This is a genomic window from Citrobacter sp. FDAARGOS_156, from assembly GCF_001559235.2.
In the GTDB taxonomy this organism is placed as follows: Bacteria; Pseudomonadota; Gammaproteobacteria; order Enterobacterales; family Enterobacteriaceae; genus Citrobacter; species Citrobacter youngae.
The window spans coordinates 2,096,916-2,110,681 of record NZ_CP014030.2 but is presented as its reverse complement, the minus strand read 5'-3'; the positions used below and the strand labels follow the sequence as shown (position 1 = coordinate 2,110,681).

Sequence of the window (13,766 nt, the reverse complement as noted above, 5' to 3'; positions counted from 1 at the left end):
TCTATTTCGAATCCGACGTGTATTCGTATTCGTAGTAACCGTAATCCTGATACCCGCTGGCGCGCCGGAAAATGGAGTTGAGGATCACCCCTTTCACCTGAATTCCGTTTTGCCCGAAACGACTCAGACTGGTTTCCACCTCTTTCAGCGTATTGACCGCGTAACGCGCCACCATCAGCGTGGTTCCGACGTGGCGACCAACGATAGCCGCATCGGTCACGGCCAGTATTGGCGGCGTATCGATCAGCACCAGGTCATAGTTCGCACTGGCCCAGGTCATCAACTCGCCAAAGCGCTCGCTCATCAGCAGTTCTGAAGGATTAGGGGGAACCTGCCCGCGAGGGACCAGGTCAAAATGTGCAATTGAAGTTGGTTTTGCGCAGGAGGGAATGTCACCCTTGCCGCTAAGGATCTCAGACAGACCGTTGACGTTATTGGTCCCGAGCAGCTCATGGGTATAGCCTTTACGCATATCACAGTCGATCAGCAGTACGCGCTTGTCGGTCTGACTGATAACCGCAGCCAGGTTGGCACAGACAAATGTTTTGCCGATCGACGGGCTGACCCCGGTAAGCATCAGCACATTATTACGTGATTGCATCATGGCGAAGTGCAGGCTGGTACGCAGGCTGCGCACCGCTTCTATCGCGAGATCGGTCGGATTCCCCACAGCCAGTAACTGACTTTGCTTGTAGCGTTTCACACCTTTGATGGTCTGAACGTTATCACGCGCTTTTTGCCATTCTGACAGGGGAATGCTGGCATACACGCTGATGCCGTGCTCTTCAAGCACCTGCGGGCTTTCAATACCGCGATTGAACAGCGACCGTAGCAGCACGCCAACCACTGAAAGCATCAAACCAAGTAGGATACTGCCGAGAATAATCAGCGCCGTTTTCGGTTTCAGGACACCTGGCTGGGCAATGGCAGGATCGACAATGCGCACATCGCCAACCGTACTGGCCTCCGTGATCTTCAGCTCCTGCTGTTTATTCAGCAGTTGCATATAGACCTGCTGGCCGGACTCCACATCACGCGTCAGGCGGACAATTTCCTGCTGCGTTTTCGGCATCGCCGTCACGCGCCCGTTAAGCTTGTTTTTTTCATCTTCCAGCGCCTGGCGTTTTTCCAGCAACGTGCGATACGCCGGGTGCGCTTTGGTGAACAGTTTGGAGATTTCAGCTTCTTTAAAGGTCAGTTCATTTAACTGAGCATCAATATTTACCATCGAGTCCAGCACCGCTTTGGCCTCCAGCGGTAAATCGACGGAGTCTTTATCCTGACGAAATGCATTCAGTTTGTTTTCGGCAACGTCCAGACGGTTGCGCACCTCCGGTAATTGTTTTGCCAGAAATGCCAGGCTTTTAGCGGCCTCTTCAGATTTACGCTCCACGTTCTGTTGCAGATAGTTGCGGGTAATACTGTCAAGGATCTGGCGGATTTGTTCACGATCTTCCCCCGTGAAGGTCAGACTCAACACCCCGGTATCTTTACCTGTTTCCGTCACCATCAGGTTATTTTGCAGATTGTTGATCGTGCCAAGCGTGGAGAACTTACTGACGGTAAATTCGCTACCCGGACTGGCATGAATCGCCTCAACCAGCATCGTTACACCGTCATGGTTCAGTAACTGCCCAACCTGGCCACGAGCGCTAAAGCCGCCGTCACTCACCAGTTGATAACTTTTGTCGTTCAGTACGTTCAACGTGAAGGTCTGTTCATTCATTGACGTTGGCAAGGCGAAAGTCGTTACATTGACCGTTTCATTCTGGCGGCCCATCAGACGGTCCCAGCCGGCACCAAAAAGAGGAAATGAATCTTTAGTGACGGAAATATCCAGATTAAGATCGTCTACCGTTTTGCCCAATACCCGCCGTGACTGAATAAGCTGAATTTCCGCTTCAGAAGCAGGTGGCTTGTTGGATAACGCCGAGCCAATATCCTGAACTAACGAGCTGCCGGTGTTTTGCTCTATTTGTACCAGCGCATCGGCACTGTAGATCGGCGTGGCAAACAGGGTGTAGAGCGCCGCACATAGCGCAAATGCGGCGGTTATGCCCAGTACCCACCAGCGTGCTTCGACTACGGTCCCCACCAGACGTCCGATATCGATTTCATCGTTGCCTGTTGCCGACGTGGCAGACTGTTTTTCTTTTTCTGTCATTGTTTTCCCTGCTCCGCATTCAGTGCCTGGGCCCATTGCTGGGCAGACCGCTCAAGTAGTGCATACACCGCATCAAACGCATCACGGCTTTTACGATACGGGTCAGGTATTTCGCGTTCGCTGTCCCAATGGCCAAACAGCATTACTTTGCCGCGCATCTCCGGCACCATTTCACACAACGCCGTAATATGGCGTTTTTCCATGGTCAGGATCAGGTCATACTCCCGACACATCCGTCCCGAGATTTGCCGTGCACAATGATTTTCCAGCGACAAGTTATGTGTCTGCGCTACACTGATAGCGCACGGATCGGCGCCCTTGCCTACCAGCGCGCCGAGACCAGCGGAAGACACCGTCAACGCCGGATGAAATTGCCTTAACAAGCGCTCTGCCGTCGGAGAACGGCAAATGTTCCCCACACAGACAACTAAGATTTTGTTAAACATGGCGATTACCAGTTGTGAAGGTCGCTGGCCGTATCCGTCATATAACGAACACCGCTAATGGTCGGCAGCAACTGATTGATCAAACGGTTCCAGCGAGCAACCGGCGCGGTCGTGACATACACCACATCGTAAGGCTGGAGTCGGAAAGAGGTCGCCATCACCAACGATGTCGCGTCAGACATATCAAGCTGGTAGATATTGGCTATCTTGCCGTTATGTCCACCCTTGCCTTTTAATGGACGAATAACAAAGATGCCACTGGCATTGGAGGTGGTCAGGTCGATGCCCTCCGCATTACCCAGCGCTTCGGTGAGTGTCATACCGCTGAAGTCCATCTTGAGGGTGCTCTGTTTTTTCACCTCACCCATCACGAACACTTTCAGGTCGTCATTTCGTGGGACAAACAGAATATCGCCAGGATAGAGCAGACGGTTCTGGCTCAGATCGCCATTTTGCATTAGCGCTTGCAGTGAAATGCGTTGCTCCTGCCCTTTGTGAGTCAGCACAACGTTGCGCCAGTCGGCCGCTTCTGTGAGGCCGCCTGCGGCATTAATAGCATCAAGGATAGTAAGAGGTACGTTGGTGATGGCCTGCTGACCGGATTTATTCACCTGCCCGGAGACATATGCCTTTTGCGAGCGGAATGCGGCGATATTAACGTCCACCTGCGGGTCTGCGATGTACTTCGCTAAGCGCCCGGTAATATCACTACGAATTTCTGCCAACGTTTTTCCCACCACGCTAACTTTGCCAATGTAGGGATAAAACATGGTGCCATCAGGTTGCACCCAGTTTCCTGTATCGCTTGAGCTACGATACTGTCCCGCAGGCGTGGTGAGTTCGGGATGATCCCAGACGGTGACATTCAGGACATCGCCGGGTCCGACCCGGTACTGATACCCGGAGATCTCCTGATCCAGCGACATATTAGGTTGAGCAACATTCGGTCGCGGACGCAATTGTTCAACCAGTCGAGGGGTAAGCGGATAAACATTCACCATCCGGTTGATATCAAAATCGGCATCCTGCTGCTTAATCACATCTTTGCCCATGGTAGACATATTGCTGCCCGGAAACACGGTACAACCGTTGATCAATATTACCGACACCAATACTGGCATCAATTTAAGTTTGGATTTCATCATTGATTATTTATCACTTTGGCAGAGTCATTATCACGTGCGTTTTAAATAGCGATTACGCCTGTTTGCATTCACCTTGCCGTTAATTGAATAGAAATTTAACTGGCATCAGTCCTAAAAAAAATGAATCCATCTGCAGTCTCTTGACAGAATAATTTAGGTTTATCATCAGGCGACCAGGCACGCTACCGCCCCTGGCTTTATTGGCTACCAATGCACTGATTAATTTATATTTTTACCATCCTCGCTGTCGTCATCATATTCATAGCGCCTGCCCATCAGTAATAGCATGGTGCGATACTGGCAACATATTTCTCTTTTGATTATTACGGGAAGAATTGTTGCAGCTAACCGAATAGCAGGCAAGATAACAAGCCCTGAAACGTAGCCTTTTAAGATTAATATTAAGCATAAGGTATGTATATTTTTAGGATTTTATTGATGTTGACAATGTTAATATATAAATATCCAGCCTGCGATATTTCCTAAATATAACTGCATAAATAAAGCCATTTCTTGCAGTTACCTTCCGACTATTATCTCGCCTCTGTCCTGATATAAAGGGCAGAGAAATCCCTTCTCGCCATTGCATTTTTCGTCGGTTTTACCCATGATCGAATTGTGACAATTGTCATATAACTATGGGTATAGCATTTACTATGGAATGGATTGCCGATCCGTCAATCTGGGCCGGACTCGTCACGCTAATCGTGATAGAACTCGTTCTTGGCATTGATAATCTTGTTTTTATTGCCATCCTCGCGGAGAAACTCCCGCCATCCCAGCGGGATAAGGCGCGTATTACCGGGCTACTGCTGGCGATGGTTATGCGCCTGCTGCTGCTGGCATCAATATCATGGCTGGTGACGCTGACCACACCTCTGTTCAGCATTCGGGACTTCAGCTTCAGCGCCCGCGACCTGATCATGCTGTTCGGCGGTTTCTTCCTGCTGTTTAAAGCGACGATGGAGCTCAACGAACGGCTGGAAGGGAAAGACAGCGACAATCCCACCCAACGTCGGGGTGCGAAATTTTGGGGCGTGGTCGCGCAAATTGTGGTACTTGATGCCATTTTCTCACTGGACTCGGTGATCACCGCTGTTGGTATGGTTGATCATCTGGCGGTCATGATGGCGGCGGTGATCATTGCCATCAGCCTGATGATGCTGGCCAGTAAATCGTTGACCCGCTTTGTTAACAGCCACCCAACTATTGTTATTCTGTGCCTGAGCTTCCTGTTGATGATTGGTTTCAGCCTGGTCGCGGAAGGCTTTGGTTTTCGCATACCGAAAGGCTATCTGTACGCGGCTATCGGCTTCTCGGTCATGATAGAAGCCCTGAACCAGTTGGCTATTTTTAACCGTCGTCGCTTCCTGTCGGCTAACCACACGTTACGCCAGCGTACCGCCGAGGCGGTGATGCGTCTGATAAGCGGTCAAAAAGAAGATGCCGAGCTGGATGCCGAAACTGCCGCTATGTTGGCGGATCATCATGAAGGCCAGATTTTTGCACCACAAGAACGGCGGATGATTGAGCGCGTACTGAACCTTAATCAGCGAACCGTCAGCAGTATCATGACGTCACGCCATGATATCGAGCATATTGATCTCAATGCTCCGGAAGCAGAAATTCGCACACTACTGGAGAAAAACCAGCATACGCGCCTGGTCGTAACCGGAGAAGATGAACAGGAAGAACTGCTCGGTGTGGTGCATGTAATTGACCTTCTGCAACAGTCGCTGCGTGGCGAACCGCTCGATTTGCGCGTCTTACTTCGCCAGCCGTTGGTATTCCCGGAAACCCTGCCGCTTCTTCCTGCGCTGGAGCAGTTCCGTAATGCCCGTACACACTTCGCTTTTGTGGCTGATGAGTTTGGTTCGGTGGAAGGAATTGTGACGCTCAGCGACGTGATGGAAACCATCGCGGGTAACTTGCCAAATGAAGTCGAAGAGATCGACGCTCGTCATGATATTCAGAAAAATGCCGATGGGTCGTGGACGGCAAACGGCCATATGCCGCTTGAAGACCTGGTGCAGTATGTCCCGATCCCATTAGATGAGAAACGTGAGTACCACACCATTGCCGGGCTGTTAATGGAGTATCTGCAGCGCATCCCGAAAACCGGAGAGGAAGTACAGGTTGGCGACTATTTGCTGAAAACCTTGCAAGTAGAAAACCATCGAGTGCAGAAAGTCCAGTTGATACCACTGCGCAGTGAAGAAGAGATGGATTACGAGGTATAAGCGACATGCCGGATGGGGCTGAAGCCGCCATCCGGCACCAGGGTTCAAAGTTTATCCAGCAGCTTTTTAACGTCTTTGCCGTTGCGAGAGTCTTTGTTGCGATCGGCCCAGTCGTTCAATCGGCGTTTCGCTTCATCCTGCATATGCTTACGCAAGAGTTGGTCCACCTGCAGGTTATAGTTCAACGACTGCCACTTACCATAGACCCTGAGCGGAACTGGGGTCGCTTTGAGGAAATCGATCAATTTACTTTCCCCATTCCATCCGCCCAGCACGCGCACGTTAAACTGAGTATCACAATTTTGCTCAACCAGATCTAACGTGCCCTTACCCGAAAGCGCCAACATGGCAGACTGCCCTTCCATGTTATCCAGCGTAACCTTGCCGTTATCCAGCGTCAGATCGGTCACAAAGCGATCCAGCCGCGTCGCATTATCCAAATCCTGTTGTGAGCCTGCATTACCGCCGCTACGTTCAACCGCCTGTTGCACCAGTTGCTGGAAGTTCATGCCTTCCATACGCGTGCCGCTCATCTCAACATTGGCCTGTCCTTGCCAGCTGTGGCGAAATGCCTGCGCATCAATGTCAGAGCCCGAAAAATCGCCAGCCAGTGACAGCTTGCCAGTAAGGGCTATCGGATAGTCAAAAGCTTTCAGGATAGTGCCGATTTCTACGCCTTCCAGCCGTGGGTGAAAGACTGCCCGTGGTGAGCCTTTTCTGGCATCCAGCGAACCTGGAAGTGAGATCAATCCACCGTCACTTTTCCCCTGCAACTCATTGATATTCAACAAGCCAGCCTGGTTGACGATTTTTGCAGAAACATGATCAAATGCCATTTTCCGCCAGAGAACTTTATCCGCCTGTAGTGCAATGTTGGCGGAAAATCCTTGCAGCCCCTGATAAGAGACGGCATCAACCTGCGAGGAAATAACTGGTCGCGCCAGCGTCGACTGGCTCTGACTCTGCTGTGCCCCGGTATCTGTCGCCGCCAGAGCATCATGCTGTACAATCAGATTATCCAGATTGAGCTGGCCGAATTTCAGATTGACGTCCCATGCGGGTTTCTCCGCCAGCGTCACCTGAGCTTGCCCGGCGAGTGAACTGTCATTAGCAGTTAAGTTAATCTGCGTAAAGTTGAGCTGTTTTTTCTCTTCCTGCCACCGAGCCTGAAGCTGACCCTGGCCGCGGATCCCCTGCGGCGGCAAGTCAGCGCCCTGTAACTGCCAGCTCAGCTGCTCAATATTGGCGACTAAATCATGCGGATAGTCAGACGCATCGACAGCGCCACTGATGGACAACGTCAGGTCGCGCTGGTCACGGTTAACGCGGCCGGTGAAATCGAACGTTCCACGATGCTGGGCATCCTGTTCCATATTCAGGTGAATATCACGAACCGTTATCTGTTCATCGTCTTCATGCTGGAATACCAGAACGCTGTCAGCCACGCGCAGGCGAGCGATATCAAACGACCATCCACGATCCTCTGCCAGATCCGGCAGTGTATTATCTTTTGGCGCAACAGGGGCATCGACTCCGCGCACAGCCTCGGTTTCAGGTATGAGTTGAATCACCGCGCCTTTGAGCATGACTTGCTTTACGCTGAGTTGGTGACTCAACAACGGCCACAAGGCGACGTCCAGACGCATATTGTCGGCACGAACCAGAGGTTCGCTGGCACCTTCGGCCGTTAGCACCATGCGCCCGGAGAGAATGCTCAACTGGGGCCATACGTGCCAGCGCAGAGGACCATCCAACTGCAGTTGATATCCGCTACGCGCCGCAACTTGCTTCACCATGTATGCGCGGAAATCATTCGGATTAACCAACAATACTAACGCAGAGAAACCGGCCACCAGCACGACCAGAAGAATCATCAGCGTCGTCAGAAATCGTCTCATGCTATCCCCAATGGACTGAAAACACTCAGTCTTTATCGATCCGGCTGGCTACCGCGCCCTGCTGATCGCGATACTTCGCATCCTGGCGACGGTTGTAAGGTCGCGCTGCCGGACCGGAAAGCGGTTCGAAGCTCAGTGCCCCTATCGGCATACCGGGGCGCAGAGCCAACGGTAATTTTCCTGAGTTGTAAAATTCCAGGACGATGCACCCCGACCAGCCCGGATCAATACGGTGTGCCGTAACGTGTACCATCAGGCCCAGACGTGCCAGCGAAGAACGGCCGTCTAACCAGCCAACAAGGTCGGAAGGCAGCGTAACGGATTCGAAAGTTACCGCCAGCGCTAATTCACCCGGATGCAGGAAAAACGCCTCACCGTCTTTGAGGACAATTTCATCACTCATTACGCGGTCAAGCGCAGCACTGACCTCATCCTTCGGTCCGCTCAAATCGATATACGCCGCCGTATGACCGCGGAACGTACGAAATTTGTTACCAAGACGCACATCTACCGTTGCGCCATTGATACGCTCGACAGGAGGACGTGGATTGATCGACAGACGACCTTCATCCAACCAGGCTTCAATATCTCGGTCACATAAACGCATGGCACTTTCTCCTTTCGTGCTTCAAACCCTTAATGCCAGGCGCGTTAAGGGTGAACCAGGTTATCACTGAACGGTACACAATTCGCTGAACTTATTCAAAGAACTGACTGATTTTCGCCTTCAGAATATCGATAGCAATGCGGTTTTTACCCCCGCGAGGCACGATGATATCGGCGTATTGTTTTGAAGGCTCAATAAATTGCAGGAACATCGGACGTACGGTTTTTTGGTATTGCGCCATCACCGAATCCATTGAACGACCACGTTCATTCACATCCCGTTTGATACGGCGCATCAGGCAAATATCCAACGGCGTATCAACAAAAATAGAGAAGTTCATTTCATCACGCAAACGTGCATCCGTCAGCAACAAAATGCCTTCCAGAATAATGACTTTCTTGGGTTCAATATGAATAGTTTCTTGTGTGCGCGTGTGTTCAACATAGCTATAAACGGGCAATTCAATGGCGGAACCACGTTTAAGTGTTTGCAGATGCTGAAACAGCAAACTGTGATCCATCGCGTTCGGATGGTCGTAGTTCGTTTTTACGCGTTCTTCCATCGACAGATGGCTTTGATCCTTGTAATAGCTGTCTTCGGGAATAACGCCAATATGTTCGTCACCGACTTGTTCACGCAATTCGCGATAAAGGGTACTGGCAATAAGACTCTTGCCGGAAGCCGATGCGCCGGCAATGCCGATAATGACGCACTGATGGGACTGATCAGTCATAAATTTAGCGACCTGATTAACCTGGATGTAAGGAAGGGCGGCGTCGAAACGCCAAACGCGGCAATTATAGGGATTTCAGCAGCGCGATGCCAGCCCAGGCTGCACCAATGCTTTCCCTGTCGCAAATTAAAACGGTTAATTTTAAAGCAGGCTCAAATTTTATTCACCCGCCTTAGGAATTAATGGCTTGGGCGTGTTAATTTATGAGCAACTGGCGTATAAATTGTAAATTATTTGTACTAGCATAAACGAAGATTAAACGTGATGCGGCCGGTAACTCTGCTGGCCGACATCGGCTATTTGGGTAAAGTGGTAATGAGTAAACAATTCCAACATGTTTTAGTTACCCTACCCCATCCTCTGCTGCGCCTGGCCAGTTTAGGTCTGGTAGCATTTATCTTTACGCTATTTTCGCTGGAGCTGTCGCGCTTCGGTACCCAACTGGCACCGCTTTGGTTTCCAACCTCAATCATGATGGTGGCGTTTTACCGCCATGCAGGAAAAATGTGGCCCGGGATAGCGCTGGCTTGCTCATTCGGCAGCATCGGCGCGTCTTTGCTGTTTTTTCCTGGAGGTTCGCTTAACTATACTTATACGACCATCAATATTATTGAAGCGGTCGCCGGCGCGATGTTATTGCGCAAACTGCTCCCATGGTATAACCCTTTACAGAATCTGAATGACTGGGCGCGTTTGGCCTTGGGTAGCGCCGTCATCCCTCCGCTGTTAGGTGGTGTGCTGATGTGGCTACTGCTCCCGGAGGGAACCTCGTTAAATACGTTTCTCATTTGGGTGCTTTCCGAATCCATCGGCGCGCTGGCGCTGGTGCCATTAGGTCTGTTATTCAAGCCTCATTATCTGCTGCGCCACCGCGATCCACGTTTACTGCTTGAGACCCTCATCACGCTGCTCGTCACCTTAACGTTCAGTTGGCTCTCCATGATGTACGTGCCGTGGCCGTTTACCTGCGTCATTGTGTTGCTGATGTGGAGCGCCGTCCGTTTGCCGCGTATGGAAGCATTTTTAATTTTCCTCAGCACCATCCTGATGGTCTCTCTGATGCTGGCTGCCAACCCATCGCTGCTCTACACCCCGAAAGCGAATGTGATGACAAGTATTCCGTGGCTGCCGTTTTTGATGATTCTGTTGCCAGCCAACATGATGACTATGGTGATGTACGCATTTCGGGCCGAGCGAAAACACATCTCGGAAAGCGAATCGCGTTTTCGTAATGCTATGGAATATTCTGCGATTGGCATGGCGCTGGTCGGTACCGAAGGGCAGTGGTTACAGGCAAACAAAGCGTTGTGTCAGTTTCTTGGCTACAGTCAGGAAGAGCTGAGAGCGCTGACCTTCCAGCAGCTCACCTGGCCGGAAGATCTGAATAACGACCTCGAACAACTCGGCATGTTGGTCCGTGGTGAAATCAACAGTTACTCCATGGAAAAGCGCTATTACACGCGCGCGGGCGACGTTGTCTGGGCATTGCTGGCCGTTTCGCTGGTACGCCACAGCGACAACACCCCGCTCTACTTTATTGCACAGGTTGAAGACATAAACGACCTGAAGCACACCGAGTGGATGAATAAGCGGCTGATGGAACGCATTACCCTCGCCAACGAAGCGGGCGGTATCGGTATCTGGGAGTGGGAACTGCAACCCGACGTGATCAGTTGGGATAAGCGCATGTTCGATCTCTATGAAGTCCCGCTACATATCAAACCCAGTTGGCAAGTCTGGTACGAGTGCGTCGTACCGGAAGATCGCGAGCATGCTGAAAATGTGATTCGCGACTCTCTGGCCGCACGAATTCCCTTTAAGCTCGAATTTCGTATTGCAGTACGTGACGGCGTACGCCATATCCGCTCGTTGGCTAACCGGGTACTGAATAAAGACGGAGAAGTTGAACGCTTACTCGGTATCAATTTGGATATGACCGAAGTGAAGCAGCTTAACGAAGCGCTGTACCAGGAAAAAGAGCGCCTGCACATCACGCTGGACTCAATCGGCGAAGCGGTGATTTGCATCGATGTCGACATGAACGTGACCTTCATGAACCCGGTTGCCGAGAAGATGAGCGGCTGGCAGCAGGACGACGCGATAGGTATTCCGTTACTGACAGTGCTGCGAATTACCTTTGGCGATAACGGCCCATTGATGGAAAACATCTACAGTGCCGATATGTCGCGTACTGCCATAGAGCAGGAGGTGGTTCTGCATTGCCGTAACGGCAGCAGTTACGACATTCAGTACAGCATTACGCCACTCAGTACCCTTGACGGTGGTAGCATTGGCTCCGTACTGGTCATTCAGGATGTCACCGAGTCGCGTAAGATGTTACGCCAACTGAGCTACAGCGCGTCGCATGATGACCTCACCCATCTTGCTAACCGGGTCAGCTTCGAGAACCATCTGAAACAATTGCTACAAGCCGTACACAATACGCATCAGCGCCATGTTCTGGTCTTTATCGATCTGGATAGGTTTAAAGCCGTGAACGATAGCGCGGGCCATGCTGCAGGCGATGCCCTGCTGCGCGAACTGGCTTCTCTGATGCTCAGCATGCTGCGTACCAGCGATGTACTGGCTCGTCTCGGTGGCGATGAATTCGGCCTGTTGCTGCCGGATTGCAACATCGAAAGCGCTCGCTTTATCTCAGGCCGTATTATCAGCGCCATCAACGAGTATCAGTTCAGGTGGGAAGGCCGTCTGCACCGCATAGGCGCCAGTGCGGGTATTACGCTGATCGATGAGAAAAATCATGTCGCGACTGAGGTCATGTCTCAGGCAGATATCGCCTGTTATGCCGCCAAAAATAGTGGGCGTGGCCGGGTCTGCGTGTATGAACCCCAGCAAAGTCAGACGCACGCCTCACGGGAACTGCTGTCGTTTGATGAACAGAAGCACATTATTGCGCACAACCCGATGCTCATGATCGCCCGGGGAGTGGCCTCTCCACGCATTCCTGAGACATTCAGCTTCTGGCTACTCTCACTGCGCCTGGGAACAGAGGACGGTGATGTTATCGAAGAGCATATTTTCCGTACCGGACTCGTTGACCCCACGCTTAATCATGCGCTTGACCGCCGGGTTTTTAACGAATTTTTCCAGCATGCAGCGACGGCGATTGCCAGTAAGGGGCTCAGTATTGCCCTGCCCCTTTCTGCCGCCGGACTGTTGAGTACCGAACTTGTGGATGAACTTCTGGCGCAGTTGCAGCATAGTCCGCTACCACCACGCTTATTACACCTGACCATTCCAGCCGGAGTGATGAAATCGCATCCAGCTCAGAGCCTATCGGCCATTCAGCGACTTCGTCACGCGGGTTGTCGGATTATTTTAAGCCAGGTCGGACGCGACTTAGAGATTGTTGAAAACCTGAAGTTTCACACCGTCGATTACCTGTTACTCGACAGCGAGATCAGCGCCAGTGTTCACGGCAACCTGATGGATGAAATGTGGGTTTCTATTATCCAGGGTCATGCACAGCGACTGGATATCAAAACGATCGCCGGCCCCGTGCAAATGCCGCTTATTATGGACGCACTTTCTGGTATCGGTATTGATATGATCTACGGCGACATCATTGCTGATGCTCAGCCGTTGGATCTGCTACTCAATACCAGCAACTTCGCTATCAACTGACGGCTGCCACCCTTCTGTATACCAGATATGTAATAACGCATAGGAGCGCCACGGCTTCCAGCGCTCGGCATAGCGCCGGATCTGGGCTGGTGTCATGCCCGGAAAGCGTTGTTTGATCAAATAATCGTCAGGAAGAAAAACATCTTTCGCCTGCCAACCGCGTAGCGCGAAATAATTGGCAGTCCAGCGCCCTATACCGGGAAACGTTTGTAAGTGCTTTACGCCTTGCTCAATATCAACTGGTGCAACCGATGCAAGCCTTCCGGTGAGCATTGCTCGTGCCAGATGAATGAGCGCTTCAGCGCGTTTGAGCGGCATCCCTAAGGCTTTCAGATGCAAAGGCTCAGCTGCAGCCAGCGCTTGTGGTGTGGGAAAACAAACATACTCAGGCGCGTCATCAAGCCTGTCACCGTAGGCGCGTACAACTTTCGCGGTCAGTTTTGCCGCCATTGCAACGCTAACTAACTGGCCTAATATCGCCCTCACACCTTGTTCAAAGGCATCGACAGAGCCAGGCAGCCGCAGTCCAGGACGCGCTGCGCCCAGGCTGCCCAGCGCGTTAGCAATATGCTGTGGGCAACAGCGAAGATCGAATAACCGCTCAATTTTGGCGAGGCATTCTGGCGCAACGGGCTGTAACCCCGGACTTAGCCTGACCTGCAGCTGGTGTGTCTTCAGGTCAGGCACTACGCTCACCAGTCCACGATATTCACCGATAACCAGGCTTCTGGTGTAATACAGCTCCCCGACGGTTTCGACGCCATCCACCGCACGGGCGGCAAGAAACCCTAGCATCCAGGGCCAGTCATAGGGCGGCTGCCAGCTCAGTGTTAACATTCAGGTGTCCTTTTTAGTTAAACCTACAGCATAAACAGTATTCAATCGATA

The 13,766-nt window shown here is 51.6% G+C and carries 9 protein-coding genes; 2 read left to right on the top strand and 7 right to left on the bottom strand.

The genetic code is table 11. From position 1 onward, the window contains the following. Position 1: 1 nt before the first annotated feature. Genes wzc through AL515_RS10145 form a run of 3 tightly spaced genes read right to left on the bottom strand, consistent with a single transcriptional unit; the run spans position 2 to position 3,755 of the window. Entirely contained in the window at positions 2 to 2,164 is a 2,163-nt protein-coding gene (gene wzc, locus AL515_RS10155) for a tyrosine-protein kinase Wzc (protein WP_061067673.1), read from the bottom strand. Next, entirely contained in the window at positions 2,161 to 2,610 is a 450-nt protein-coding gene (gene wzb / locus AL515_RS10150; protein WP_061067672.1) for a low molecular weight protein-tyrosine-phosphatase Wzb, read from the bottom strand. Before wzb ends, wzc begins: the two co-directional genes overlap by 4 nt. Before the next feature lie 5 nt (positions 2,611 to 2,615). Further along, positions 2,616 to 3,755, bottom strand: a complete 1,140-nt coding sequence (locus AL515_RS10145; protein WP_061067671.1) for a polysaccharide export protein — start codon at positions 3,753 to 3,755, stop codon at positions 2,616 to 2,618. Positions 3,756 to 4,411: 656 nt separating this feature from the next. Here AL515_RS10145 and AL515_RS10140 point away from each other — a divergent pair. Then, a complete protein-coding gene (locus tag AL515_RS10140; RefSeq protein ID WP_048212046.1) occupies positions 4,412 to 5,995 on the top strand; it encodes a TerC family protein in 1,584 nt (527 codons plus the stop codon). Positions 5,996 to 6,039: 44 nt separating this feature from the next. Here AL515_RS10140 and asmA read toward each other — a convergent pair whose 3' ends face one another. From asmA to udk, 3 genes are all read right to left on the bottom strand, one after another. After that, a complete protein-coding gene (gene asmA / locus AL515_RS10135) occupies positions 6,040 to 7,893 on the bottom strand; it encodes an outer membrane assembly protein AsmA (RefSeq protein WP_061067670.1) in 1,854 nt (617 codons plus the stop codon). Between the two features lie 25 nt (positions 7,894 to 7,918). Further along, positions 7,919 to 8,500 (bottom strand): dCTP deaminase, encoded by a 582-nt coding sequence (dcd, locus tag AL515_RS10130; protein WP_003036774.1) that lies wholly within the window; start codon positions 8,498 to 8,500, stop codon positions 7,919 to 7,921. A 91-nt stretch (positions 8,501 to 8,591) separates the two neighbouring features. After that, complete coding sequence (gene udk, locus AL515_RS10125) at positions 8,592 to 9,233, bottom strand: uridine kinase (protein WP_005128328.1); 642 nt, start codon at positions 9,231 to 9,233, stop codon at positions 8,592 to 8,594. A gap of 315 nt (positions 9,234 to 9,548) precedes the next feature. Between udk and AL515_RS10115 the strand changes: the two genes are divergently transcribed. After that, complete coding sequence (locus tag AL515_RS10115; RefSeq protein ID WP_061068811.1) at positions 9,549 to 12,878, top strand: diguanylate cyclase; 3,330 nt, start codon at positions 9,549 to 9,551, stop codon at positions 12,876 to 12,878. On the opposite strand, the gene alkA is transcribed toward AL515_RS10115, so the two are convergent. Further along, positions 12,846 to 13,715: a DNA-3-methyladenine glycosylase 2 gene (alkA, locus tag AL515_RS10110; protein WP_048212048.1), complete on the bottom strand. Its 870-nt coding sequence runs from the start codon at positions 13,713 to 13,715 to the stop codon at positions 12,846 to 12,848. The genes AL515_RS10115 and alkA overlap by 33 nt on opposite strands. Positions 13,716 to 13,766: the final 51 nt, after the last annotated feature.